24 protein-coding genes and 1 riboswitch are annotated in these 25,790 nt (G+C 63.3%); of the genes, 15 read left to right on the top strand and 9 right to left on the bottom strand.

The genetic code is table 11. The features are described 5' to 3' along the window. The first annotated feature begins 83 nt into the window (after positions 1-83). The 8 genes from AB5Y98_RS08705 (at position 84) to AB5Y98_RS08670 (ending at position 7,707) form a co-directional block, all read left to right on the top strand. On the top strand, positions 84-695 hold the full coding sequence (locus AB5Y98_RS08705) for an FKBP-type peptidyl-prolyl cis-trans isomerase (RefSeq protein WP_005298548.1): 612 nt from the start codon (positions 84-86) through the stop codon (positions 693-695). 129 nt (positions 696-824) lie between these two features. Next, positions 825-1,706 (top strand): ABC transporter ATP-binding protein, encoded by an 882-nt coding sequence (locus AB5Y98_RS08700; RefSeq protein ID WP_042006548.1) that lies wholly within the window; start codon positions 825-827, stop codon positions 1,704-1,706. A gap of 73 nt (positions 1,707-1,779) precedes the next feature. Continuing rightward, positions 1,780-2,793, top strand: coding sequence for an ABC transporter permease (locus AB5Y98_RS08695; protein WP_368231750.1), 1,014 nt, complete (start codon positions 1,780-1,782; stop codon positions 2,791-2,793). Beyond that, positions 2,790-3,116, top strand: a complete 327-nt coding sequence (locus tag AB5Y98_RS08690; RefSeq protein ID WP_005298553.1) for a DUF2845 domain-containing protein — start codon at positions 2,790-2,792, stop codon at positions 3,114-3,116. The genes AB5Y98_RS08695 and AB5Y98_RS08690 overlap by 4 nt, the downstream gene beginning before the upstream one ends. Positions 3,117-3,577: 461 nt before the next feature. After that, positions 3,578-4,597 carry an amino acid ABC transporter substrate-binding protein gene (locus AB5Y98_RS08685; protein ID WP_005298555.1) on the top strand — a complete coding sequence of 340 codons (1,020 nt, stop codon included), beginning with the start codon at positions 3,578-3,580 and terminating at the stop codon, positions 4,595-4,597. 61 nt (positions 4,598-4,658) lie between these two features. Continuing rightward, the gene (locus AB5Y98_RS08680) at positions 4,659-5,846 is read left to right on the top strand and encodes an amino acid ABC transporter permease (RefSeq protein WP_268026919.1); all 1,188 of its coding nucleotides are present in this window, start codon (positions 4,659-4,661) and stop codon (positions 5,844-5,846) included. Positions 5,847-5,855: 9 nt separating this feature from the next. Next, complete coding sequence (locus AB5Y98_RS08675; RefSeq protein WP_368231749.1) at positions 5,856-6,950, top strand: amino acid ABC transporter permease; 1,095 nt, start codon at positions 5,856-5,858, stop codon at positions 6,948-6,950. Positions 6,951-6,963: 13 nt separating this feature from the next. Further along, entirely contained in the window at positions 6,964-7,707 is a 744-nt protein-coding gene (locus tag AB5Y98_RS08670) for an amino acid ABC transporter ATP-binding protein (protein WP_017765755.1), read from the top strand. Positions 7,708-7,812: 105 nt separating this feature from the next. Here the strand turns inward: AB5Y98_RS08670 and AB5Y98_RS08665 are convergent, their stop codons facing one another. After that, the gene (locus tag AB5Y98_RS08665) at positions 7,813-8,028 is read right to left on the bottom strand and encodes a DUF1107 domain-containing protein (RefSeq protein ID WP_005298562.1); all 216 of its coding nucleotides are present in this window, start codon (positions 8,026-8,028) and stop codon (positions 7,813-7,815) included. A gap of 172 nt (positions 8,029-8,200) precedes the next feature. Between AB5Y98_RS08665 and yfcD the strand changes: the two genes are divergently transcribed. Next, positions 8,201-8,704 carry an NUDIX hydrolase YfcD gene (yfcD, locus tag AB5Y98_RS08660; protein ID WP_017783488.1) on the top strand — a complete coding sequence of 168 codons (504 nt, stop codon included), beginning with the start codon at positions 8,201-8,203 and terminating at the stop codon, positions 8,702-8,704. Between the two features lie 63 nt (positions 8,705-8,767). On the opposite strand, the gene AB5Y98_RS08655 is transcribed toward yfcD, so the two are convergent. Then, positions 8,768-9,694, bottom strand: coding sequence for a phenylacetate--CoA ligase family protein (locus AB5Y98_RS08655; protein ID WP_005298566.1), 927 nt, complete (start codon positions 9,692-9,694; stop codon positions 8,768-8,770). Positions 9,695-9,820: 126 nt separating this feature from the next. Here AB5Y98_RS08655 and AB5Y98_RS08650 point away from each other — a divergent pair, with 126 nt between their 5' ends. Together AB5Y98_RS08650 and AB5Y98_RS08645 are read left to right on the top strand one after the other, a co-directional pair. Then, positions 9,821-10,294, top strand: a complete 474-nt coding sequence (locus AB5Y98_RS08650; RefSeq protein ID WP_368231748.1) for a peroxiredoxin — start codon at positions 9,821-9,823, stop codon at positions 10,292-10,294. A gap of 124 nt (positions 10,295-10,418) precedes the next feature. After that, a complete protein-coding gene (locus AB5Y98_RS08645; protein ID WP_005298570.1) occupies positions 10,419-11,387 on the top strand; it encodes a calcium/sodium antiporter in 969 nt (322 codons plus the stop codon). A 68-nt stretch (positions 11,388-11,455) separates the two neighbouring features. On the opposite strand, the gene AB5Y98_RS08640 is transcribed toward AB5Y98_RS08645, so the two are convergent. Continuing rightward, positions 11,456-12,607: a type III PLP-dependent enzyme gene (locus AB5Y98_RS08640; protein ID WP_368231747.1), complete on the bottom strand. Its 1,152-nt coding sequence runs from the start codon at positions 12,605-12,607 to the stop codon at positions 11,456-11,458. Positions 12,608-13,115: 508 nt separating this feature from the next. Continuing rightward, a riboswitch (glycine riboswitch) is annotated at positions 13,116-13,226 on the top strand. 250 nt (positions 13,227-13,476) lie between these two features. Between AB5Y98_RS08640 and AB5Y98_RS08635 the strand changes: the two genes are divergently transcribed. Beyond that, a complete protein-coding gene (locus AB5Y98_RS08635) occupies positions 13,477-14,853 on the top strand; it encodes an alanine/glycine:cation symporter family protein (RefSeq protein WP_368231746.1) in 1,377 nt (458 codons plus the stop codon). Positions 14,854-14,963: 110 nt separating this feature from the next. Here AB5Y98_RS08635 and AB5Y98_RS08630 read toward each other — a convergent pair whose 3' ends face one another. Next, positions 14,964-15,665: a protein ligase gene (locus AB5Y98_RS08630; protein ID WP_368231744.1), complete on the bottom strand. Its 702-nt coding sequence runs from the start codon at positions 15,663-15,665 to the stop codon at positions 14,964-14,966. A 99-nt stretch (positions 15,666-15,764) separates the two neighbouring features. Continuing rightward, positions 15,765-17,162 (bottom strand): nucleobase:cation symporter-2 family protein, encoded by a 1,398-nt coding sequence (locus AB5Y98_RS08625; RefSeq protein ID WP_017785975.1) that lies wholly within the window; start codon positions 17,160-17,162, stop codon positions 15,765-15,767. Between the two features lie 245 nt (positions 17,163-17,407). On the opposite strand from AB5Y98_RS08625, the gene AB5Y98_RS08620 reads away from it, so the two are divergent. Then, a complete protein-coding gene (locus AB5Y98_RS08620; RefSeq protein ID WP_201880457.1) occupies positions 17,408-18,547 on the top strand; it encodes a diguanylate cyclase in 1,140 nt (379 codons plus the stop codon). Between the two features lie 34 nt (positions 18,548-18,581). On the opposite strand, the gene AB5Y98_RS08615 is transcribed toward AB5Y98_RS08620, so the two are convergent. Together AB5Y98_RS08615 and AB5Y98_RS08610 are read right to left on the bottom strand one after the other, a co-directional pair. After that, the gene (locus tag AB5Y98_RS08615) at positions 18,582-18,830 is read right to left on the bottom strand and encodes a YciN family protein (RefSeq protein WP_005298586.1); all 249 of its coding nucleotides are present in this window, start codon (positions 18,828-18,830) and stop codon (positions 18,582-18,584) included. Between the two features lie 139 nt (positions 18,831-18,969). Further along, a complete protein-coding gene (locus AB5Y98_RS08610) occupies positions 18,970-20,349 on the bottom strand; it encodes an MATE family efflux transporter (RefSeq protein ID WP_054545327.1) in 1,380 nt (459 codons plus the stop codon). Between the two features lie 120 nt (positions 20,350-20,469). On the opposite strand from AB5Y98_RS08610, the gene AB5Y98_RS08605 reads away from it, so the two are divergent. After that, the gene (locus tag AB5Y98_RS08605; RefSeq protein ID WP_065018206.1) at positions 20,470-21,327 is read left to right on the top strand and encodes an AraC family transcriptional regulator; all 858 of its coding nucleotides are present in this window, start codon (positions 20,470-20,472) and stop codon (positions 21,325-21,327) included. 68 nt (positions 21,328-21,395) lie between these two features. Continuing rightward, positions 21,396-23,090, top strand: coding sequence for an NAD-dependent malic enzyme (locus tag AB5Y98_RS08600; protein ID WP_005298591.1), 1,695 nt, complete (start codon positions 21,396-21,398; stop codon positions 23,088-23,090). A 129-nt stretch (positions 23,091-23,219) separates the two neighbouring features. On the opposite strand, the gene AB5Y98_RS08595 is transcribed toward AB5Y98_RS08600, so the two are convergent. Beyond that, the gene (locus AB5Y98_RS08595) at positions 23,220-24,281 is read right to left on the bottom strand and encodes an OmpA family protein (RefSeq protein WP_274182305.1); all 1,062 of its coding nucleotides are present in this window, start codon (positions 24,279-24,281) and stop codon (positions 23,220-23,222) included. 217 nt (positions 24,282-24,498) lie between these two features. Continuing rightward, on the bottom strand, positions 24,499-25,500 hold the full coding sequence (gene ompA / locus AB5Y98_RS08590) for a porin OmpA (protein WP_005298595.1): 1,002 nt from the start codon (positions 25,498-25,500) through the stop codon (positions 24,499-24,501). Positions 25,501-25,790: the final 290 nt, after the last annotated feature.

The following is a 25,790-nucleotide window of genomic DNA, read 5'->3' as shown; positions in this document are numbered from 1 at the left end:
CCGGGGACAGGCCGGCAGCACCCGGCGCAAAAGTCTGATATTATCCCGTCTCTTTTACCCTCAGGACCCGGAGCAACTTCTCAATGTCCCAATACGACTCTATCGAACAGAAGGCCAGCTATGGCATCGGCCGCAACATGGGTGATCAACTGGCGCAGCAAGCCTTCGCCGGTCTGGATATCCCGGCCCTGCAGCAAGGTCTGGCAGATGCCCTGAATGGTCTGGAGTTCGCGGTCAGCCGTGACGATATCAACGATGCCTTCCAGGTCATCACTGCCCGCATGCAGGAAGAGCAGGAAGCCGTTGCCAAGGCTGCCGCCGCCGAAGGCGAAGCCTTCCTGGCCGACAACGCCAAGCGCGCCGAAGTGAAGACCACCGAGTCCGGTCTGCAGTACGAAGTGCTGGTGGAAGGCAACGGTGCCGTACCCGTAGCCGGTCAGTCCGTGCGCGTGCACTACCATGGTACCTTCACCCACGGTGGCGTGTTCGACAGCTCCGTCGCCCGCGGCCAGCCGGCCGAATTCCCGGTGACTGGCGTGATCGCCGGCTGGGTAGAAGCGCTGCAACTGATGCCGGTTGGCTCCAAGTGGAAGCTCTACATTCCGCAGGATCTGGCCTACGGCGCACGCGGTGCCGGTTCCATCCCGCCGTACTCCGCCCTGGTATTCGAAGTGGAGCTGCTGGACATCCTGTGATCCGGCTGGCTTGATTGATACAGACGGCGACCCTCGGGTCGCCGTCTGTTTTTTTGCGCCGCGCGCGGCGGGGCATGGGCAGCGCCTGTGCTTTTGGATATAGTCATGGCTCCTGCTGGGAGAGCGCCCATGGCTGCCATCATCGAAGTCGTCGATCTCGTCAAGCACTTCCCCGGCGTCAAGGCGGTGGACGGGCTCAGCTTTGCCATTCCCGCCGGCAGCTGTTTCGGCCTGCTCGGCCCGAACGGGGCCGGCAAGACCACCACCATCGAGCTGCTGGAGGGGATCCTCACCCCGGACAGCGGCCAGATCCTGTTTCACGGTGCCCCGCGCGGCCCCGACTACCGCTCCCGCATCGGCATCCAGTTCCAGCACACTGCGCTGCAGGATTTCCTGACGGTGCGCGATACCCTGCGCCTGTTCGCCAGCCTCTACCCGGCCCCCTTGCCCCAGGCCCAGCTCATCGAGCTGTGTGCGCTGGGAGAATTCATCGATCGGGACAGCCGCAAGCTCTCCGGCGGTCAACGGCAACGGCTGCTGCTGGCCTTGGCCCTGCTCGGCGACCCCGAACTGCTGTTTCTGGACGAGCCCACCACGGGGCTCGATCCCCAGGCCCGCCACCACTTCTGGCAGCGCATCGAGGCGATCAAGGCGCAGGGCAAGACGGTGGTGCTCACCACCCACTACATGGACGAGGCCCAGCAGCTGTGCGATCAGATTGCCATCGTCGATCACGGCCATCTGCTCAGCCTGGATACCCCGGTCGCCCTGCTGGCCCAGCATTTTGACGGCGTGCTGGTGCGCCTTGCGGCTCACCCGGCCCTCGCCAGTCTCGGCTATCCCCTGCGCCCGCTGGGCGAGCAGGTGGAGCTGAGCTGCCCCGACGTGGCGAACTTGCTACCACGGCTGCTGAGCCTGGGCGTGCCGCTGACCGGCATGCAGGTGCGCTCCCCCAATCTGGAGGATCTCTTCCTCCATCTGACCGGCCACAGCCTGCGGAGCGGCGCATGAACGCGGCCCCGTGGCATCCCGCAGCGGCGCCTGCCGGCATGCCGTCCCAGCCTGCCAGCCCAAGGAGCACCAGATGACGGGATCCCTCAAGCGCATCGGGGCGCTCTTCTATGCCCGCAACCTGGAGTTCGTGCGGGATCGGGCCGCGCTGATCTGGAATCTGGCCTTTCCGCTGCTGCTGGTGCTGGGGTTCACCCTCATCTTCTCCGGCCCGCCCAAGCCGCTGGTGCAGATGGGCGTGGTGGGGGAACTACCCGCAGCCTATGCCCCGCTGCACGCCGTGCCGCTGCTCAAGATCATTCCCTATGACGAGGAGGAGAAGGGACGGCTCAAGGTGCGCCACCACCAGCTGGATCTGCTGCTCTCGCCCGGCACGAGCCGTTACTGGATCAACCCGGATGCTCCCCAGGGCGCCATGGCCGAGTACCTGCTGCGCCAGGCCGTGCCGGTGCAACTGGTGCGGGAAACCCTGAGCGGGCGCGCCATTCGCTATGGCGACTGGCTGCTGCCCGGGGTGATCGGCATGAACCTGATGTTCTCCGGCCTGTTCGGGGTGGGCTTCGTCATCGTCCGTTACCGCAAGAACGGGGTGCTCAAGCGGCTTGGGGCCACCCCGCTCTCGGCCGCCGAGTTTCTCTGCGCCCAGCTGCTGTCGCGCATCCTGATCACCCTGGTGGTGAGCCTGCTGGTGTTTCTGGTTGCCTACTTTCTGCTCGGGGTGCCGCTGCTGGGTTCGGGCTGGCTGCTGCTGTTGATCGCCCTGCTGGGCGGGGCGGCCATGGCGTCTCTCGGCCTGCTGGTGGCGGCACGCATCCAGAACGAGGAGCTGGCGAGCGGGCTGCTCAACGTCATCAGCATGCCGATGATGTTCCTCTCCGGCGTCTGGTTCTCGCTGGAAGGGGCTCCCGCCTGGCTGCAGCAGCTGGCGGCCTGGCTGCCGCTCAGCCAGATCATCGCGGCGGCCCGCGCCGTCATGCTGGAAGGGGCAGGCTGGGCCGAGGTGGCGGCGCCACTGGGCTGGGTCCTGCTGTTTACGCTCTGCTGCATCACCCTGGGCAGCGCCCTGTTCAAATGGAGTCACAGATGAAGCTATCGATGAAGTCACTGCCGCTGGTTGGTGGAACCTTGCTGGCCCTGTTGCTTAGTCTGCCGGCCAGTGCCGGCGCCATGCGCTGCAAGAATGCGCTGATCACCGAAGGGGACAGCACCGCCGAGATGCTGATCAAGTGCGGCGAGCCCATGTTGCGCGAGGAGCTGACCCGCAACGAGGAGAACCAGTTCGGCAACCTGGTGCAGGTGAAGTATGGGGAGCGCTGGACCTACAACTTCGGCAAGAACGAGTTCATGCGTTTCGTCACCGTGCGCAACGGGGTGGTCACCGACATCGAGAACGGCCCGCGCGGCAATTGATCCTGCCGACCGGATGCTGCGCGCCGAGTGCGGTGGTGTGGCTCCGGTCTCTTTCCGGCGTTTACGCCCCCGTTCCCACCTTTCATCCCTCTCTTCCGGTTGCCCGGAATTGGTTCATTCCCCCCACTAACGGGCCCTGTTGTTGGCAAAATGCGCCCGATAAATGCGTTGTCAGCGCGTTTTTCTGCCCCAATCCGGTGCGTCCGATTTTTTGCGAAAAATAATCCTCACATTATCGGGGGCTTGGAACCGTAGGCCATTTTGCGAATAAGGGTCTATTTTTAATTCTAAGAGTGCATATCGGCCCGTTGACCTATTTTGTGCTGCTGCACCAAGGTTGGGCCGGCTTGCACCGATTGACAGGTTTTTGAACCGCTCGATAAGCTGTGAAAAAGCAGGGAAACGAAGGCATCTTGCCAGGTTCTGGTGCCTATTTGAATCAAACCACAGGGAAGAGTGAGATGAAGCAGATACACAAGGCAGGTATGGTGATGGTGCTGTCGCTGGTGGCAGCCAATGCATGGGCCGACGGCACCCTGGATGCCGTCAAGAAGAAGGGATTCGTGCAGTGCGGGGTGGGTGATGGCCTGCCGGGCTTCTCCAACCCGGACGCCAAGGGCACCTGGACCGGTCTGGACGTGGACGTGTGCCGCGCCGTGGCCGCGGCCGTGCTAGGGGATGCCGGCAAGGTGAAGTATGTCTCCCTCACCGCCAAGGAGCGTTTCACCGCCCTGCAGTCCGGCGAGGTGGATCTGCTGTCGCGCAATACCACCTGGACCCTGACCCGGGACGGGTCGCTGGGCCTGACCTTTGCCGGGGTGAACTACTACGATGGCCAAGGCTTTCTGATCAAGCAGTCCCTCGGGGTGAAGAGCGCCAAGGAGCTCGACGGTGCCGCCGTCTGCATCCAGTCTGGCACCACCACAGAGCTCAACCTGGCGGACTATTTCCGCGCCAATGGCGGCATGAAATATACCCCTGTGGTGTTCGATACCTCGGATCAGACCGTCAAGGGGTTCGAGGCGGGCCGCTGCGATGTGCTGACCTCGGATCAGTCCCAGCTCTATGCCCTCAAGATCAAGCTCAGCAAGCCGGCGGAGGCCATGGTGCTGCCTGAGGTGATCTCCAAGGAGCCGTTGGGACCTGCCGTGCGTCAGGGTGACGATCAGTGGTTCAAGGTGGTGCGCTGGAGCCTGAACGCCATGCTCAACGCCGAGGAGGCCGGGGTCACCAGTGCCAACGTGGACGAGATGCTCAAGTCCACCAACCCGGATATCCGTCGTCTGCTGGGGCTGGAAGAGCCCAAGGGGTCGGTGCTCGGGCTGGATGACAAGTGGGCCTACAACATCGTCAAGCAGGTCGGCAACTATGGCGAATCCTTCGACCGCAACGTCGGTGCCGGCTCCCCCCTCAAGATCGAGCGCGGCATCAATGCGCTCTGGAACAAGGGTGGCCTGATGTACGCGCCGCCCATCCGCTGAGTCGACAACCATCGGGGGGCCGAGGCCCCCCATTTCCCCTGGCTTTGTCGGAGTCATCCTCATGGCGTTACACGCATCAAACCATAGGAAAGAACAGGGCCGCTGGTGGTATGACGCCAAGGTGCGGGCATTGATCTTCCAGTGTCTGGCCATCGCGGTCGTGGTCGGGTTCCTGTTCTACATCATCCACAATGCCCTGACCAATCTGGCCACCCGTGGCATCACCACAGGCTTCGATTTTCTGGGCAACACGGCGGGCTTTGGCATCCTGCAGAGCCTGATCCCCTATGACGAGACCTATACCTTCGGTCGTACCTTTCTGGTGGGGCTGCTCAATACCCTGCTGGTCTCCGTGCTCGGCATCCTGTTTGCCACCCTGCTCGGTTTCATGCTCGGGGTGGCGCGCCTGTCGCGCAACTGGCTGGTGGCCAAATTAGCGACCGTCTACATAGAGACGTTTCGCAACATCCCGCTGCTGCTGCAGATCTTCTTCTGGTACTTCTCGGTGCTGCGCACCCTGCCATCTCCGCGCCAGAGCGTGGATCTGGGGGGGCTCGCCTTCCTCAACGTGCGGGGCTTCTATCTGCCCAAGCCCCTGTTCGAAGAGGGATTCGGCTATGTGCTCTGGGCATTGCTGATCGCCGTGGTGCTGAGTTGGGGGCTGAGCCGCTGGGCCCGGCGCCGTCAGGCCCTGACCGGCAGGATATTCCCGTTTTGGCGCAGCGTGGCCGCTTTGGTCATTCTGTTGCCGGCCGCCGCTTTCTTGCTGGCGGGCAGCCCGCTCAGCTGGAGCGTGCCGGCCCTGCAGGGGTTCAACTTCCGGGGCGGGCTGACGGTCTTGCCCGAGCTCGCAGCCCTCTTGCTGGCGCTGACCATCTACACGGCGGCCTTCATCGCGGAGATAGTGCGCTCCGGCATCCTGGCCATCAGCAAGGGGCAGACGGAGGCCGCCTCCGCCCTCGGGCTCTCACCCGCCAAGACGCTGCGGCTGGTGATCATTCCCCAGGCGATGCGGGTCATCATCCCTCCCTTGACCAGCCAGTATCTGAACCTCACCAAGAACTCCTCGCTGGCCACGGCCATCGGCTATCCGGATCTGGTGTCAGTGTTCATGGGGACGACTCTCAACCAGACCGGGCAGGCCATCGAGGTCATCGCCATGACCATGGGGGTCTATCTCGTCATCAGTATCACCACCTCGCTGCTGATGAACATCTACAACCGCAGAATGACGCTGGTTGAGCGCTAGGGAGCAGTCATGTTTGTGAACGAATTGCAGGAGGCGCTGCCGCCTCCCAACCACCGTCGGGGGCCGCTCGCCTGGCTCAGGCAGAACCTGTTTCCCAACTGGTGGAACGGCCTGCTGACCCTGGTGCTGGCCTATCTGTTGCTGCCACTCATCTGGTCTGCCCTGGACTGGGCGCTGTTCTCGGCCACCTGGCAGGGGAGCAGCCGCGAGGCCTGCGGCCAGGGCGGCGCCTGCTGGATCTTCATCGAGAGCCGGCTGGGGCAGTACCTCTATGGCTTCTACCCGGCCGATCAGTACTGGCGCATCAACCTTACCTTCGCCGGCCTGGCGGCGCTGCTGGCCCTGCTCATCTGGCCCAAGACCCCGCGCAAGGGGTTGCTGGCGCTGTTCACCCTGCTGGTGTTCCCTGTCATCGCCTTCTTCCTCATCCATGGCGGGGCTGGGCTGGAGGTGGTGGAGACGAACCGCTGGGGCGGGCTGATGCTGACCCTGGTGCTGGCGGTGGTGGGCATAGTGGTTGCGCTGCCGTTCGGCATCCTGCTGGCGCTGGGGCGTCGCTCCCACATGCCGGTCATCTCCAGCCTCTGCACCGTCTACATCGAGTTCTGGCGGGCGGTGCCGCTCATCACAGTGCTCTTCATGGCGTCAGTCATGCTGCCGCTGTTCATGAGTACCGAAGTGGAGCTCGACAAGCTGCTGCGGGCGCTCATCGGCATCATCCTGTTCCAGGCGGCCTATGTGGCCGAGGTGGTGAGAGGCGGGCTGCAGGCGATCCCCAAGGGGCAGTACGAGGCGGGGGAGGCCCTGGGGCTCTCCTATTGGAAGGTGATGGGGCTCATCATCATGCCGCAGGCCCTCAAGATCACCATTCCCTCGCTGGTGAACACCTTTATCTCCCTGTTCAAGGACACCAGCCTGGTGCTGATCATCGGGCTGTTCGATCTGCTGGCCATCTCCAAGGTGGCGCTGGCGGATCCGGCCTGGCTGGGGTATTCCACCGAGGCGTATGTCTTTATCGCCATGATCTTCTGGATGTTCTGTTTTGGCATGTCCCGCTACTCCATCTATCTGGAGCGCAAACTCAACACGGGCCACAAGCATTAGGAGTAGTTTCGAGATGAAAACGGACGCTGTCGTCGAACTGAAAGCAGTCAACAAGTGGTACGGTGAATTTCACGTGCTGCGCAACATCAACCTGCAGGTGGGCAGAGGGGAGAAGATCGTCATCTGCGGACCATCGGGCTCTGGCAAGTCCACCATGATCCGCTGCATCAACCGGCTGGAGGAGCACCAGAGCGGGGACATCCTGGTCAAGGGCACGGCCCTGACCTCGGATCTCAAGAACATCGAGGCGGTGCGCCGGGAGGTGGGCATGGTGTTCCAGCACTTCAACCTCTTCCCCCACCTGACCGTGTTGGAGAACTGCTGCCTGGCGCCCATCTGGGTCAAGCAGCTGCCGCGCAAGGAGGCCGAAGAGATCGCCATGAACTTCCTGCGTCGGGTGCGGATCCCGGAGCAGGCCCTGAAGTATCCGGGTCAGCTCTCCGGCGGTCAGCAGCAGCGAGTCGCCATCGCCCGCAGTCTCTGCATGAACCCCCAGGTGATGCTGTTTGACGAACCCACCTCGGCGCTGGATCCCGAGATGGTGCGTGAGGTGCTGGACGTCATGGTGGAGCTGGCACACGAGGGGATGACCATGCTCTGCGTCACCCATGAGATGGGGTTTGCCAAGCAGGTGGCGGATCGGGTGATCTTCATGGACCGGGGACAGATCATCGAGGAGAACGTGCCGGATCAGTTCTTCGACAACCCTCAGTCGGATCGGACCAAGCTGTTCCTCTCCCAGATCCTGCAACATTGAGCCGCATGGGGGGATGTCGTCCATAAAAAAGCCCGCACTCTGGTGAGCGGCGGGCAAGTAGTAAAAGCATGGACGCAGACTACAAAACAGAAAGGACTATGGAAGTTACCCCAACAGCAGGGTGGTGTGGCGCAGGCCGCGAACCTCCAGATTGATCTGCCGGGCCAGACTCAGGGTCTGACGGCAGGTCAGGCTCTCCAGATTGATCTCTCCGCCGCTGAACTCGAACCGCCCGTGGGTCTCCACCATGAAACTGCCGTGATGGAAGCTCTTGATGTAGCGGGCAATCTGGCGGGGAGACAAGTTCTTGAACACCTTCATCACAAAACACCTGTTGCGTGGACAGGGCACACTATGGCCTCGCCAGGTGACACGGATGTGACAATTCATAGAGGTTTGTATGAATCCCGCTTGTCATCGGCGGCCGGCCGGGAGGGAATTGAAAAAAGGCTGCCATGACAAGCCGTTACCCCGATATACTGCGGTCACTTGGATGAATCAGAAGGGTCTGCGTGTGGAGTGGGTGGATGTGGTGGATGGAGAGAACCGGGTGATCGGTGTGGCCGAGCGCGCCAAGGTGCGGCGAGAGAACCTCTGCCACCGCGCCAGCTATATCCTGGTGCTCGACGAGGCTGACCGGATCCTGGTGCAGCGGCGTACCCTCAGCAAGGATTTCTGCCCCGGCATGCTGGACGCCTGCGCCGGCGGCGTGGTCACCACGGGCGAGCAGATGGAACCCTCCGCCCGCCGCGAACTGGCCGAGGAGCTGGGCATCGAAGGGGTGCCGCTACAGGGTTTTGGCACCTTCTATGCCGAAGGGGAAGGTTACCGGGTCTGGGGCGGCCTCTACAGCTGCCACTATCAGGGGCCGCTGCGGCTGCAGGCCGAAGAGGTGAGCGAGGTGTGCTGGATGAGCCAGGCGGAGATAGCCGCGCGGGCTGCCGAATTCACCCCCGACTCTTTGCTCGCCATCGCCACCTGGCAGGCGCGGCGCTGAGCAGCGTTGCATGCAGAACGGGCAGCCAGTGGCTGCCCGTTCTGTTTCTGGACGGATGGAACCTCATACCAGCCTGAGCCGCCGGTTGGTGCGTCCGCAGGGGCTGGCACCGGCGAGCCAGTGGCCCTGCCACTCGGTCACCAGGCGCAGCAGCGGGTATTCCAGATCGAGCCGGGTCACCACCAGCTGGCCGACGGTGTCGCCGATGACCGGCTCGCCGCTGGCCAGATCGATGATTTCGACCAGACAGTTCTCGTTGACGATGAACCCCTGGCCGGGCTGGCTCTCGTAGGCGATCACCCCGGCATCCTGCAGCAGCAGGCAGTTGAGCGCGCGGATGCCGTGCACCGCCTGCAGCGGCCGGGTGTCGGGGTGGGACGATTCGCATAGCAGGGCGCAGCGCAGGCTGTCGCTCGGCACCTCGGCCCGCTCTGCCGCCTCCAGCAGGTCCAGCAGCACCGCCAGCGGTCCGACGAAGCCGGTCGGCTCAAAGCGCTGCAACGCCTCCAGCTGGCGGCGGGTATCGTGGGGGCCGCAGGGTACCACCGGGCTCCCCAGCTGGCGGGCACCGTTGTCGAAGATGAAGGCGGTGGGGCTGATGTGATAGTCGTGACCGTTGAGCAGCACCTCCCCGGCCTTGAAACCGGCGGCGAACAGGGCCCGCGCCGCCCCCCACCAGTCGGCCCCGGCATATTCGGGAATGGCCAGCTGGCCGGGGCAGGCAAACACCCGCAGCGCCTGGCTGGCGGGGCGACCGGTGAGGCCGGCAAAGGGCGGGTGGGCCTGCTGGGCGGCGAACAGTTCGCCGGCATTGAGCAGGGGCAGGCTGGCCAACTCCCCCAGATCCTGCAGGCGGCGCTGGCGGTAGGCGCTGGAGTAACCGGTACAATACTGGCCGACATGGGCAAGCAGGTGGTTGAGCTGATCCAGCTGCTGCTGCTCGCGCAGGGGGGAGGGGCGAATTTCCAGTCCATCGTAATAGTGCTGCATGAAGCCTCCTTGGTCGGCTGATCCTGCTCAAGGTTAGTTCAAATGATCCCGCTAAAGGGGGGCCTGTGTCACAGCTCGGCCGTGGGGTAGACTGGGGCTCCTTCCCTCTACTTAAGGATGAGCACAATGATTGCGACGGGTCAGACCCTGCCTGCGGGCGAATTCACCTTCATCACCCCAGAGGGGAAACAGCAGCGGGATACCCACAGCCTGTTTGCCGGCAAGCGGGTGGTGCTGTTTGCGGTGCCCGGCGCCTTTACCCCCACCTGTTCCAACGCCCATCTGCCGGGATACGTGGTGCTGGCCGACCGGTTCAAGGCCAAAGGGGTGGATGCCATCTGCTGCCTGTCGGTCAACGACGCCTTCGTGATGAAGGCGTGGCAGGATGCCCAGAACGCCGCTGCCATCACCATGTTGGCTGACGGTGACGGCAGCTGGACCCGGGCCTTGGGGCTGGCCAAGGAGACCGGCGCCTTTGGCGGCGTGCGCGCCCAGCGCTTTGCCCTCATCGCCAATGACTGCGTGGTGGAGCGGCTCTTCGTGGAGGCGCCGGGCAAGTTCGAGGTGTCGGATGCCGAGAGTCTGCTGGCGGCGCTGTGAAAGATTAATCGCCGTTTGATTTCATCTTGAAATAGCAAGGCGGCCCGTTACACTGTTGCCGCGTTTGGATGGAGCCAGGCAAGTTGCCTGGCTCTCGTGTTTGCCGTGGATGAGATAGAAAAATATGACCCTGGCTTTTGTTGCCCTGATTGCCGGACTGGCGTTGCTGGTCTGGAGTGCCGACAAGTTCGTGGACGGTGCCGCCGCCACTGCCCGTTATGCCGGTATGCCGCCGCTGCTGATCGGCATGGTGATCATCGGTTTTGGTACCTCGGCCCCTGAAATGGTGGTCTCCGCGCTGGCGGCTTCCCAGGGCAACCCCGGGCTCGCGCTCGGCAATGCCTATGGCTCCAACATCACCAATATCGCCCTTATTCTCGGCTTGACAGCCCTGATCAGCCCCATCGCCGTAGCCTCCCAGGTGGTGCGCAAGGAGATCCCCATCCTGCTCGGCATCACCCTGCTCTCCGGCGCCCTGTTGCTGGATGGTCGCCTGGATCGCACGGATGCCGCCATCCTCGGCGTGGTGTTCCTGGCGCTAATGGGTTGGTCCATCTGGGCCGGCATGCGCGGCAAGGGGGATGCGCTGGATGCGGAGACCGAGGAGAGCATCGACAGCGAGGGCATGTCCCTCAAGCTGGCCCTGTTCTGGCTGGTGGTCGGGCTGGTGCTGCTCATCGGTGCCTCCCGCCTGTTGGTATGGGGCGCAGTGACCATAGCCCAGGGCTTTGGCATCAGCGATCTGGTGATTGGCCTCACCATAGTCGCCATCGGCACCTCGCTGCCGGAGCTGGCCTCTTCGCTTATCGCCATTCGCAAGAACGAGCATGATCTGGCCCTTGGCAACGTGCTCGGCTCCAACCTGTTCAACACCCTGGCGGTGGTGGGGATCGCGGCCGGCATCCACCCGCTGGACGTGGCGCCGGAGGTGCTCTCCCGCGACTGGAGCCTGATGATGGGGTTGACCCTGTTGCTGCTGGTGATGTGCTTGGGCCGCAAGGGACAGGGGCGCATCAACCGGCTGGAGGGGGGCGTGCTGCTCGCCTGCTTCGTCGCCTACACCGGCTGGCTGCTGACCAGTCAGTTTATCTGACGATTCGCCAGACCATAGCAAGAAGGGGGAAGCATCGGCTTCCCCCTTCTGTTTTTGGCGCAGGCCTGTCAGGCCACGGCAACCATCTTCTGCCCTTTCTGGCTGCTGTCCAGAATGAGGATGTTCGCCTTGGGGAAGAAGTTGAAGGTGGAGGCCGATGCCCAGGTGTAGGCCCCCATCACCCGGCCCACCACCAGCTCGCCGATGGCCAGATCAGGCAGCATGATGCCGTCGCGGATCACGTCCACGCTGTCGCAGGTCGGGCCTGAGAGCACAGAGTTGTGCTGCTCGCCACGAGCCAGCGGGGTGCTCACCGGGTAGGTGACGTGATCGTAGAGCTGGCCGTTGTAGCTGCCGTAGAGACCGTCATCCAGGTAGTACCAGATCTTGTCGCCGCGATGGGCCTTGCCCATCACGCTGGATACCGAGGTCATGGCCGGCGCGCTGATGAAGCGGCCCGGCTCGGCAATCTTCTGTACCGTGGCCGGCAGCTTGGCCAGTGCCTCGCGGATCGGCGCGCAGAAGCCGTCGATGTCGAACTCGCCGCCCTCATAATCTACCGGGAAGCCGCCGCCGATATCCAGTACCCAGGGCTTGAGGCCGAGCTCCCAGGCCTGCTCCATGATCTCGCGGCAGGCGTCGATGGCCTGCACGTGGCGACGGGCGTGGGGCACCTGGGAGCCGACGTGGAACGACAGCCCCATCACCTTGATCCCCTTGGCGTGGGCCAGCTGCAGCAGCGGCAGCGCCTGCTCCGGAGTGCAGCCGAACTTCTTGGAGAGGTCGACCTTGGTCTCGGGATTGGGGAAGCTGACCCGCAGCAGCAGTTTCACCTCGTCCTTGTAGGGGAGGAACTTCTCCAGCTCCAGCGGGTTGTCGTAGACAAACACGGTGCAGCCGTACTCCAGCGCATAGCGGATGTCGCTGTCGCGCTTGATGGGATGGGTATGAATGCAGCGCCCCGGGCGGACACCCTGACTGCGCACCAGATCCACTTCGCCATTGGTGGCCAGATCGAAACAGGCCCCCTCTTCCTTCAAGACAGAGACCACTGCCTCGTGGGGCAGGGGTTTGAGTGCATAGTGCAATCGTACATCGGGCAGGGCGGCGGCCAGGGCCCGATACTGTTTGCGGACGGCTGCCTTGTCGAGCAGCAGCAGGGGGGAGCCGAATTGTTCAACCAGCTGACGGTAATCTTGTGCAACCAGGGTCTCGTTCATTCTCTTTTGGTCATCCTTAGGGGGCGTGATATGCCCAAGCCATATGCGATTGAACCGGCGACGGCCGGCTCAGGCGAGCGGTCCGGGGGGACCAACCAGGCACACTGCATAACTTCCTTGCGAAGTGCTTAGTTATGCGCGGGATTATCGGCTTATTGCGTTTGTGTGCAACCCTTTTGATTGGATATGTCGGCAAGTTTTTCTGGTCGAGACGAAAGATCATCTTGATATGGCCCATGTTTCGACCAGCGAGCGGCAGGCTGTGCAGGCAACCTTGTCTAACGTATTGATAGTTAACGAACAAATAACATTCGGCCTCAGCCTGGCCGGGATCGAAAAAAATCGGCGACGAGGGGGCGCGAGTGGGAGACAGCTCACACTTTTTGGATTACCATGCCCGCTTCCTAATCCAAACTAGTTCGGATGAAGGTAGCAGGAGAGCGATGGGCAACCATCCACCGAAGAAGTGAATCTTTCAGGTACCGGGCAACCGGTGTGGACTGCTACTGGACGATACTCTGGAGAGACCCGTTGAATCGGGCGCCGAAGGAGCAAGGCACCGTGATTGCATCGCAATCTGGCGCCGGAAACTCTCAGGCAAAAGGACAGAGGGGATGGGATGGTTGTACCTGAGCTTGAAACTGTTCACGGTCTGTAACGAGAGGTCGTCAGCAAGGTAAAGAGCAGCGCAGGAACCGGAGTGTATGTAAATACATGAGGCTTTCGAGCAGCGCATGAGCCTTGATCACGACCTCGCAGTAAGAGTGTGAACAGGTTTTTGGCCCGCATCCGATCGCCTCTGGCCGATCGCGACACCTATGGGAAGATCATCCTTCTCCTCCTTAATTTCTGTTTCTTAAGGAGGATGCATGTCATCAATTCAATCGGCGCTCGCCGCCATCGATAGCTTTATCTGGGGGCCACCCCTGCTGATCCTGCTGGTCGGGACCGGCGTCTACCTCACTCTGCGTCTGGGTCTGCTTCAGATTGTGCGTTTGCCGCTCGCTCTGCGTCTGGTCTTTGGCCGCGATCAGGGTCAGGGCAAGCAGGGGGATGTTTCCAGCTTCGGCGCGCTCTGCACCGCCCTCTCCGCCACCATAGGCACCGGCAACATCGTCGGGGTCGCCACCGCCATCAAGCTGGGCGGCCCGGGCGCCCTGTTCTGGATGTGGATGGCCGCCCTGTTCGGCATGGCCACCAAGTACGCCGAGTGTCTGCTGGCAGTGAAATATCGCCAACAGGACGCCAACGGCCAGATGGCGGGCGGCCCCATGTACTACTTGGAGAAGGGGCTCGGCTCCAAGGTGCTGGCCAAGCTGTTCGCCCTGTTCGGCATCGGCGTCGCCTTCTTCGGCATCGGCACCTTCCCCCAGGTCAACGCCATCAGTGACGCCATGAGCCTCTCCTTCTCGGTGCCCCGTGAAGTGACCGCCGTGCTGCTGACCCTGATCGTGGCACTGGTGACCCTGGGGGGGATCAAGTCCATCTCCAGCGTGTCGAGCAAGGTGGTGCCCTTCATGGCCATCTTCTACATCGTTGCCTGCCTCGGCGTGCTGGTGAGCAACGCCGCCGCCCTGCCGGATGCAGTGGCGCTGGTGCTGCAGAGCGCCTTCACCGGCCATGCGGCCACCGGCGGCTTCGTCGGCGCCGGCATCATGCTGGCAATCCAGTCCGGGGTGGCGCGCGGCGTCTTCTCCAACGAGTCGGGACTGGGCTCGGCCCCCATCGCGGCGGCGGCGGCCAAGACCGATTCCTGCGTGGAGCAGGGGCTGGTCTCCATGACCGGCACCTTCATCGACACCATCATCATCTGCACCATGACCGGGCTGACCCTGGTGGTGACCGGGGTGTGGAGCGGCGATGTGAGCGGCGCTGCCATGACCAGTCTGGCCTTTGCCCAGGGGCTCGATGCCCATGTCGGCCAGTATCTGGTGAGCATTGGCCTCTTGTTCTTCGCTTTCACCACCATCCTTGGCTGGAACTACTACGGCGAGCGCTGCACCGAGTACCTGTTCGGGGTGAAGGCGATCAAGCCCTACCGCCTCATCTACCTGGTGCTGGTGGCGTGCGGCGCCTTCCTGCATCTGGACCTGATTTGGCTCTTGGCCGACATCGTCAACGGCCTGATGGCGGTGCCCAACCTCATCGGCCTTATCGGCCTGCGCCACGTGGTAATTGCCGAGACCCGCGCCTACTTCAGCCGGGACAGCGATACGGAGTCCGAGCCCGAGCCGCAGACAGCCTGATGCCACGGCCATCCATTCAAAACGAAAAGCCACGACCCGAGTCGTGGCTTTTTCTATGGGCGCTTTTATGAGGGGTGCAGGCTGCTGTGCCCGGCAGCAGGGCGCTGGGCTCACTCCTGGGTCAGCAGCGCGGTGAGCCGGGTTCGCACTCTCTCCACCAGTTCGCCATCGCGCCCTTGCCAATCGATGGCTTGCGCCAGGGTGGTGGAGGTGCCCGGGATAAAGCGCAGCTCGCCGCCCGCCAGCTCGTAGAAGCGGCTCGCCATCCGGGTGCCTTCGTCCACGTCGCCCGCCACCAGCAGCATGGCCTGAGCCAGCACGGCACCTTGGTGATCCTGGCCCGGTGCCAGCCAGCGCTGGGCGGTGCCGGTCACCTTGCGACCCCCGATCACCAGATTGTACTGGCCATCGCAAAACGAGCCGGGCACGAAGTCATAGCTGCCTGCGAGACCGTACTCCCCCAGCAGGGCGAGCAGCGGCGCCCCCAGCAGCTGGTAGTAGTGAGCCAGATCCGTGGTGGTGCGAGGCAGCATGATCGACAGATTGAGGATGCCGGCGCCGTGGGGCACGGCGGTGCCGCCGCTGTCGCGCACATGCACGGGCCAGCCCTCGGCGGCAAGTTGCTCGCAGGCGGCCTGGTAGCAGGGCAAGCGGGTGTCCTTGCGGGTGACGATGAGGCATTGAGGAGCCTGCCAGAGGTGGGCGCGGGGCTGGCGGTCATGGGCACACTCTCGCAGCCAGTGCTGCTCCTCGGCCAGAATCTGGTCCGGGGTGTGGCTGCTGGGCCGAGGGGGAAGCAGGGTATAGGGCATGGCAGGCATCCTGAGCAGAGGCTGCCCTGCACACTACCCGTGGCAGCGAAGGAGGTAAAGCCCCGCATGGCGGGGCTTTGGTGCAAGGATGGCGGAGTGTCAGGCCTGTGCGGCGGCGCGCTTGGGCAGCAGCAGATTCATGATGATGGCGGTGAGGCCGCCGGTGGCGACACCGTAGGAGAGCACGCTCTTGGCCAGATCCGGCAGGTGCTGCAGCACTTCCGGCACCTGTGCCACCCCGAGGCCCATCGCCAGCGATACCGCCAGGATCATCAGGGCGCGGCGGTCGAGCTCCTCGCGGGAGATGATGCGCACCCCGGCGGCGGCGATGGTGCCGAACATGACGATGGTGGCGCCGCCCAGCACGGGCTCGGGGATCTGCTGCACCAGGCTCGCCACCGCCGGGAACAGGCCGAGCAGGGCCAGCATGGCGGCGATAAAGAGGCCGACGTGGCGGCTGGCCACCCCGGTCAGCTGGATGACGCCATTGTTCTGGGCGAAGGTGGACATGGGGAAGGTGGAGAATACCGCCGCCAGCATGGAGTTGGCGCCATCGGCCAGCACGCCACCCTTGATCCGTTCCATGTAGATGGGCCCTTCCAGTGGCTCGCCGGAGATGTCGGAGGTGGCGGTCATGTCGCCGATGGCCTCGAGCGCCGTCACCACGAAGATGATGGCGAGCGGCACGAACAGCTGCCAGTCAAAGCCGAGCCCGTAGTGCAACGGAACAGGCACCATCAGCAGCGGGCCATCGAAGGTGGGGGCGTTGACCTTGCCCAGCAGCAGCGCCACCGCATAGCCCACCAGCATGGCGATCATGATGGCGGAGAGGCGCAGCCAGGGGTTGCGGCTGCGCTGCAGCAGCACGATGAGGCCGAGCACCAGCAGGGAGAGGAAGAGGTTGGTGTGGCTGGCGAAGCTGCCGTCCGACAGGGCGCCATAGCCGCCTCCCATGCTGATGAGGCCCACCTTGATGAGGGTCAGGCCGATGAGCAGCACCACGATGCCGGTCACCAGCGGGGTGATGATCCGTTTGACCAGGTGCAGGAAGCGGCTCATCACCACGATAGTGAGGGCGGCCGCCAGCATGGTGCCGAACAGGGTGCCCAGCAGATCCTCGGTGGGCATGGCCGCCTGTTTGAGGGCGAGGCCGGAGGCGATGATGGGGCCGAGGAAGTTGAAGCTGGTGCCCTGTACCGAGAGCAGGCCGGAACCGAGGGGGCCGAAGCGGCGGGTCTGGATGAAGGAGGCGATGCCGGACATGACCAGCGACATGGAGACGATATAACGGGTGTCGGCGGCAGGGAGGCCGAGGGCGTTGGCGATGATGAGAGGAGGAGTGATGATGGCGACAAACATGGCGAGCATATGCTGCAGGGCGGCGAACAGGGTCTGGGGCAGGGGCGGGACATCCTCTATGCCGTAGACCAGTTCGCTGTGGGCTCGTCTGGGTGGATGGGCCTCTCGGGTTGCGCGTACGGCGGCAGCCTGTTCCATAAATACCTCGAATGTGTGGGGGAGGGGGGAGAAAATTGGGCGCTATTTTAGTGATTGAGAACGGCTGACCAGCGCTAATTCGGCTGGAAACGGGTTTATTTTTCCATGGGTTGAAACGTTTGCGTGCGGCGATTATGATCCGCCGGTTCGTGTGACGGCGCTCGCCCGTAAATGGCCCGGGTTGCATAGGATTTTGCCGCCGCACGGCGTAGAATGAGGCCTCTGTTGCGATTTGGAGGCTCTGGATGCTGAAGCTGTCGGAGTTCTGGAGTGCCCGTGCCCACTCCGAAGATTTTACCCTGACCCGCATGGGCTTTATGACGGTGCGTCTTCGGCTGCTCACCTGTCTGCTGATGGTGGGCCTGCCCGCCTGGGCGGTGGTGGACTGGCTGACCTTGCCCGCCGCCCAGTTCGATGAACTGTTTCAGGCCCGGATCTTCTGCCTGCTCGCCCTCTCCCCGCTCATCCCCTTCTCCTACCTCATCCATTTCAAACGCGAACGCATGAAGCTGGCGCTTGGCTACCTGATGGCGGTGATGATGCTCTTTTCCCTCATCTGCCTGCACAGCTTCGGCGCGGATCAGGAGCTTCAGGCGGGCTACATGGCCTTCCCCTACCTGCTCATCAGTCTGTTCGCCATCTTCCCCATTCCGCTCTCCCTCGGCCTGCAGCTGGCGGGGGGCATTCTGGTCACCATGCTGGCCGGCAACTGGCTGCTGGTGGGGCAGCCGCTCTGGAGTGTGCAGACCCTCAACCAGATCTGGCTGCTGGGGCTGTTTGCCCTGGCCAGCAGCTGGGTGCAGTGCGGCCAGCTCAACATGCTGCTGCAGCTCTATCGGGAGTCCACCACCGACGAGTTGACCGGCATGATGAACCGCCGCCTGCTGATGAAGCAGCTGGAGAAGGCGAGGATGAACATGGTACGCAAGCAGGTGCCGTTTGCGGTGCTGCTGCTGGATCTGGATCGCTTCAAGCGCATCAACGACACCTTCGGCCATCTGGCGGGGGATGCGGTGCTCAAGGAGGTGGCGGCGACCCTGGCGGAGCAGCTGGAGCCCGGCATGGTGCTGGGCCGCTACGGCGGCGAGGAGTTTGCCATCCTGCTGCCCGACTGCGCCGAGCTGGCCCAGGCCAAGCGGGTGGCCGAACGGCTGCGGGTGGCGGTGGAGGCGCGGCTGGTGAAGAGCCCCACCTCCGATGAGCTGCTGGAGGTGACGGTGAGTATCGGCCTGACCCTGGCCCTGCTCGGCGAAGGGGTGGAGGATCTGCTCAATCGGGCCGACGAGTGCCTCTACATGGCCAAGATGGCCGGGCGCAACTGCGTGGTGGGGGAGCCGGGTGGCAAGCCGGCACAGCCTGCCGCCATACAGACAGATGCCGCCTGAGGGCGGCATCTTGCTTGAGCGGGGTTGGGGGGGCTCAGCCCAGCTGGTACTTGCCGGAGAGCTGCTGGGCCAGCAGCTTGAACATGTTGAACACCGCCATGGTCTTGCCGGTCGGGGTACCATCTTCGGCCAGGAAGAACTCCCCCTTGAACACCAGGATCTCCCCCTTCTGCTCCACCGAATCGGCACGCATGCCGTGGATGAAGTCTTCGTGTTCCTTGATGATCTTGTTGGCCATCTCCAGCAGGGCAGTCTCGGTGATCAGCTCTTTTTGTGGTTGCATGCTCGTCTCCTTAAACGACTACTGGGCAGGGGGCATAAGGGTCGGCCCTGCCTCTGATTGAAGAGGGGGCCAGCATACTGCAAAGCGGGATTTTCTGTCATTGATATGACCCCGCATTTTCCCGCTTTGCTCTCTTCCCTTATCCCAGCACCAGATTGCGCAGCCAGCGGCGCTGGCGGATGCGGCGCTGCACCAGCAGCATCTTGCTGAGCTCCTCCAGCAGGATCACCGCCACCACCCAGGAGAGGGACCAGCCGAGCAGGTTGACCGCCCCCCAGGCGAGCGGCAGGCCGATGCACCACATGCCGACGATGTCGATGAAGATGCTGTAGTTGACGTCCCCGCCTGAGCGCAGCACCCCGACGATGCCCACCATGTTGAACACCTTGAGCAGCATCCCCAGACACAGGATGGCGAGCACCTGGCCGGCCTCTGTCATCAGCTCGCCCGGCAGGTTGCCGACCCACTGCAGCAGGTGGGTCTGCAGCAGCCAGACCGCGATCCCTACCAGCAGGGCACCGATGGGGGCAAGCAGCAGGAAGAGCTGGGAGTGCTGCCAGGCGACCTCGTACTCCTCCGCCCCGAGCCGGTGGCCGAGCAGGGTGGAGCAGGCCACCGCCAACCCGAAGAAGAGGGAGATGAGGATGCTCTCCAGCGTGCCGAGGGTAGTCATGATGGCCAGCGAGTCGGTGCCAAGGTGGGCGTAAAGAAAGCCGTAGAGCAGCATGCCGAAGGCCCAGAGCCCGTCGTGAAACAGGAGCGGCAGGGCGATCAGGGTGAAGCGCACCACCTCCTTGCGCTTGAAGGCGGCCAGCCAGTCTTGCTTACGCGGGATCAGGCGGGGTTCGATGCGCCACACATAGCACAGCAGCAGTGCAGTCTGCAGCAGCCGCGAAATCGTGGTACCCCATGCCGAGCCGGCCACCCCCATCGCCTCGAAGCCGAAATGACCGAAGATGAGGGCGTAGTTGAGGATGACGTTGGCGATGATGGCGATGATGCCGATGCGGGTGGGGGCGGCGGCATTGCCGACCGAGCGCAGCGCCGACTCCAGCGGCACCACCACGGCGGTGCAGAGGATGGTGGCGCCGGTGATCATCAAAAACTCGTCCGCCAGCTCGCGCAGCGCGGGCTCCTGGCTGGCAAAGCCGAGCACGCTGCCAGGTGAGAGCAGGTAGACGAGGGCAAATGGCAGGCTCACCGCCAGGGCCCCCACCAGCGCCAGCGCCAGCGAGCGGCGCACCCCGGCCATCTCGCCGCGACCGTAATATTGTGCCGCCAACACCGAGACCCCGCCCGAGAGGCCCGCTATCACCAGCAGATTGAAGAAGAAGACCCGGTTACCCAAGCCGACCGCCGCCACAGCCGTGGTGCCAAGCTGGCTCACCATCATGATGTCGATGAGACCGAGCAGGGAGAACATCATGGATTGCAGCGAGACCGGCAGGGCCAGCCGCCACAATCGGGTCATGAACTCACGATCGGTGGTTTGTTTTAAAATCGCTTGCCAATAATTCATTTATGTTAACCGGGTAGATAAAAAGCAAGGTTTGTCATGGGTATGATAGGGGGAGTAGCGGGTGGCTTCACTGTGAGCCTCTCTCGGCTTTCTTGTGCAAAACTATCCTGTTGAGGTGCTATGCCGTTTGTCAGCGAGTGTCTGGAAATCGCCCCGGCCTGCGAGGAGCGAATGCTGGGGCGCGAAGGGCTGCCACTGCTCGGGGAGGCGGGCATCTTCCTGACCGGGCTGTCGCACATCCGCGATCACTACCTGATCCGCCGCAACCGGCCTGAGTTTCACATCCTGATGGTGAGCCACGACGAGGGGGGGGCCCTGCTCACCGATGACGGCGAGCAGCCCATCCCGGCCGGTTCGCTCATCTTCTTGCCGGCGGCAGTGCCGGGCGGCCTCAAGCTGGTGGGGGCGCAGTGGCGCACCAGCTGGATCCTGCTTGACGACGTGCCGCGCTGGCAGCACCTGCACCGGCTCGGTCACCGCATCTGGCAGGGGGAGGAGGGGGAGCCGCTCTATCATCTGCTCAGCCTGATGCAGGGGGAGGGGGTGCGTTCACCGCTGCAGCCCCAGTTGCTGAGCCTGCTGCTGGCGCTCTTGGAGCGTACCCTGCAGGGGGAGGTGCGCGGCACCCCCGAGATCCGGTTGCAGGCGTTGTTTCGGCGGGTGGAGGCACGCCTCGACGAGCCCTGGAGTGTGGCCTTGCTGGCCGATCAGATGGCCTGCTCGGTGCCCCACCTGCACCGGCTCTGTCGGCAGGTGTTCGGCATGAGCCCCATGGCCTGGCTCACCGAGCTTCGTATGAACAAGGCGCGCCAGCTGCTGCTCTATACCAACTGGCCGCTGGGTGAGCTGGCCGGCCGGGTCGGTTACAGCGACGGCGCCAACTTTGCCAACCGCTTTCGCCGGCTCACTGGTCTGACCCCTGGCGCCTTTCGTCGCCTGGGTCGCAAACCTTTTGCAACGGATGTGCAAACTCTTTGAAATTAACGGCGCAAGCCCATAGGATCGGCGGACTCCTTCGTCCAGGTCATCGTTTAGGTACCCGATCCATGTTTGAAGATAATAACCAGAAACGTCCCCTCTACATTCCCTATGCCGGTCCGGCCCTGCTGGAGACCCCGCTGCTCAACAAGGGCAGCGCTTTCACCAGCGAAGAGCGCAGCAACTTCAACCTCGAAGGCCTGCTGCCCCAGAATATCGAGACCATCGAAGAGCAGGCCGAACGGGCCTACCGTCAGTTCATGGCGTTCGGCAACGACATGGACAAGCACATCTACCTGCGCAACATCCAGGACACCAACGAGACGCTCTTCTACCGGCTGCTGACCAACCACCTGACCGAGATGCTGCCGGTCATCTACACCCCGACCGTCGGCAAGGCGTGCGAGGAGTTCTCCAACATCTATCGCCGCGCCCGCGGCCTGTTCATCTCCTATCCGGACAAGGACAGGATCGATGACATGCTGCAAAACGCCACCAAGCAGAACGTCAAGGTGATCGTGGTCACCGACGGTGAGCGGATCCTGGGCCTCGGCGATCAGGGCATCGGCGGCATGGGCATTCCCATCGGCAAGCTGTCGCTCTACACCGCCTGCGGTGGCATCTCGCCAGCTTATTGCCTGCCGGTGGTGCTGGACGTGGGCACCAACAACCAGCAGTTGCTGAATGACCCCTTCTACATGGGCTGGCGCAATCCGCGCATCTCGGGCGAAGAGTATGCCGAGTTCGTCGACGCCTTCATTCAGGCGGTCAAGCGCCGCTGGCCCGACATCCTGCTGCAGTTCGAGGATTTCGCTCAGAACAACGCCATGCCGCTGCTCAATCGCTACAAGAACGAGCTCTGCTGCTTCAACGACGACATTCAAGGCACCGCCGCCGTGACCCTCGGCAGCCTCATCGCCGCCTGCAAGGCCTCCGGCGCCAAGCTCTCCGAGAAGCGGGTTGCCTTCCTCGGCGCGGGCAGCGCTGGTTGCGGCATCGCCGAACAGATAGTGGCGCAGATGAAGGCCGAGGGGCTGACCGATGCCCAGGCGCGCGGCCGGGTCTTCATGGTGGACCGCTTCGGTCTCATCACCGACAAGATCCCCAACCAGCTCGACTTCCAGCGTCGTCTCTCCCAGCCGGTGGAACGCATCGCCGATTGGCCGGTGGGGGACAACATTTCCCTGCTGGAGGTGATGGAGCACGGTCGCCCGGACATCCTGATCGGGGTCTCCGGCCAGCCGGGGCTGTTCACCGAAGAGGTGGTCAAGACCATGCACAAGCACTGTGCCCGCCCCATCATCTTCCCGCTCTCCAACCCCACCTCCCGGGTGGAAGCCACCCCGGCCGACCTCATCCGCTGGACTGACGGTCAGGCGCTGGTGGCCACCGGCAGCCCGTTTGCACCGGTGGAGTACAAGGGCAAGCGCTACGTCATCGCCCAGTGCAACAACTCCTTCATCTTCCCGGGGATTGGCCTTGGTGTGATAGCCGCAGGCGCCACCCGGGTGACCGACGCCATGCTGATGTCGGCCAGCCGCGCGCTGGCGGAGTGCTCACCGCTGGTGAAGGGGGAGGAGGGCTCCCTGCTGCCAGATCTGGCGGACATTCATGAGGTTTCCCGCTACATCGCCAAGATGGTGGCCAAGACCGCCATGCTGCAGGGCAAGGCGGTGCAGACCCCGGACGAGGTGATCGATCAGGCCATCGAGGCGAACTTCTGGCGCCCCGAGTACCGCCGCTATCGCCGTACCTCCTTCTGATCCTGCGCAAAGGCGCAAAGCAAAAGGGATGCCTCGGCATCCCTTTTTTGTGCATGGCGTGGCGGGCTTGCTGGCCGGCTCGCAGTCATCTGCACCTGGTCACACGTCCGGCCCTCTGCTCGGCCGGGTTCACTGCTCTGCTGGCATCTCAGGTGCGGTGGGCGCGGCGCTCCCCTGGGTACCGGTGACCCGCACTTCCACCCGGCGATCCGGAGCCAGGCAGTCGATGAGGGCGGCTTTGGCCTTGATGGCATCGCACTGGCTGCCGGTGACCGGGTTGCTCTCGCCATTGCCCTGGATGCTCACCTTGTCGGCGGGCAGCCCCTTGCCGATCAGGAAGTTGGCGACCGTGCTGGCGCGGGCCTCCGACAGCCTCTGGTTGTTGGCATCCGACCCGATGCGGTCGGTGTAACCCATCACCACGGCACTGCCATCCTTGGGCTGGACGTCGACGATCTGCTGGTAGAGCGAGTCGAGTGCCTGCATCCCTTCCGGCTTGAGATCCGCCTTGCCGAACGCAAACAGCACGTCCGAGCTCAGGTTGAAGGTCTGGTCCACCGGCTCGGGGGCGGGCGGTGGCGGGGGAACGACCATGGGGGCGGGGGCCGGTTCGACCGGTTTGCTGCGATTGGGGTGGATCACCAGCTCAAGGGTGGCGGTGCTGATGTCGCTGACCCAGCGCTGGGTACCGCTGCCCACCTTGTCGTTGTCAGGATCGTCGCCGACCCGGACCAGATAGCGGTAGCGGGCCTGGATGTCGACCCAGTCGTGCAGCTTGGCGGTGAGGCCGAGACCGGCCAGCGGAGCCAGGTTGTTGTCACCGCCGTTGACGGACTTGACGTGGTAGAGGTAACCGCCCCCCTCGGCGAACACCGAGAAGATATCCCCCAGCGGCAGCCGCCCAATCACCGACAGGGTGGCGCCCTGGCTGCTGAAGTCATTGCCCTGCACATCCCAGTTGCCGGTCGACAGGTAACCCAGCTCACCCCCCAGGTTCTCGGTGAAGTTGTAGCCGCCGAACAGGGAGAGCGCGGTGGCGTCCTTGCTCGCATCCTTGCCAAAGTCACCCAGATCGTGAGCGATGGCCCAGCCGCCACCCACCCCGGCGTACCAGTCGTTGTCCGGCGCCGCCTGGGCACCCGTGGCCGCCAATGCCAATGCAATCCAAACCGGTTTTACTTTTATGTTCATCGCGTATCCTCGTCGATGCTGGTGTAGTAGGGCGCAAGCCCTGTTGAGTACAACCACCACTATTTATAGGTGATGCAGAGCGTTTAACCAGCTGACGGGGCAGGTTGGCAGGAAATGTGCACAGAAATGCGCACAAAAGCGGACTAGGATGGCGGGCCTGGCGAGGGGAATAAAAAGGAGGCCTGATGGCCTCCTTCATGGTCAGCGGGCTGACGACTTACTGTTGAACTTGCTGTACACCGGTGACGCGCACTTCAACGCGACGATCCGGCGCCAGGCAGGAGATCAGCTGAGCCTTGGCCTTGATGCCGTTGCACTGGGTACCGGTGACCGGGTTGGCCTTGCCTTGACCCTCGATGGAGACCTTGCCAGCCGGCAGACCCTTGCCGACCAGGAAGTCGGCCACGGTGCGGGCACGGGCTTCGGACAGCTTCAGGTTGTAGGCTTCGGAGCCGATGCGGTCGGTGTAACCGACGACCACGGCGCTGCCATCTTTGGGTTGTACGTCGACGATCTGCTGATACAGGGTGTTCAGGGCGGCCACACCTTCCGGCTTCAGAGTGGATTTGCCGAAGGCAAACAGCACGTCCGAGCTCAGAGAGAAGTTCTTGTCGACCATCACCGGCTCAGGAACGGGCTCGGGTGCCGGGGCGGGCACAGGGGCCACATAGGTGGTGCGGTTCGGGTGCATCACCAGCTCCAGGGTGGCCACGCTCATGTCGGTTTCCCAGGTCTTCTGCTCGTCACCCAGGTTCCACATGTAGCGGTAGCGGGCTTGCAGATCGAGCAGGTCGGAGAGCTTGGCGGTCACGCCCAGACCGGCCAGCGGGGCTGTGCCGTTGTCGCTGCTGCCGTTGCCGTTGACGTGGTTGAAGTAGGCACCGCCTTCTGCAAACACGGAGAAGATGTCGCCGAGCGGCAGACGGGCCAGACCGGACAGGGTCGCGCCCTGGGTCTTGAAGTCAACGCCGTCAACGCCGCCTTTGCCGGCATAGAGGTAACCCAGCTCGGCGCCGAAGTTCTCGTTGAAGTTGTAGCCGCCGAACAGGGAGAGCGCGGTGGCGTCCTTGTCTGCGTCTTTGCCGAAGTCGTCCAGATCGTGACCATAAGCCCAACCTGCGCCCATACCTGTGTACCAGTCGTTGGAGGCTTGAGCTGTGGTGGTGCCCATGGCTGCGATGGCCAGAGCAATCAGGGTGGGTGCCATTTTCATTTTCATCGTTTTATCCTCGTTGAGTTTGCCGTGCTAGGGCGTACTGCGCACTCTTTCAGTTATACCGGCCGCAGATGACAGTCTCACTGCGACCTCCATGGTGAACCACGGTTGGTCTGAATGAAAAAAGAGATGGTTCCTGGATACTCACGAAGCCTTGGCTTCATGGACAACTAACCGGGCCGAATGCACTTTTAATAGTTCATCCAATACCTTACAAGCGGGTTTACTGTATTCTTTTGACTCGCACGGATCAAGTTTCTGTACAGATATCCAGCACTGGCGCGGCGCTGCGG

The sequence above is a fragment of the Aeromonas sp. s3 genome (assembly GCF_040907805.1).
GTDB lineage: Bacteria > Pseudomonadota > Gammaproteobacteria > Enterobacterales > Aeromonadaceae > Aeromonas > Aeromonas dhakensis.
The sequence above is the reverse complement of the archived record's forward strand: the minus strand, read 5'-3'. Positions and strand labels throughout refer to the sequence as shown.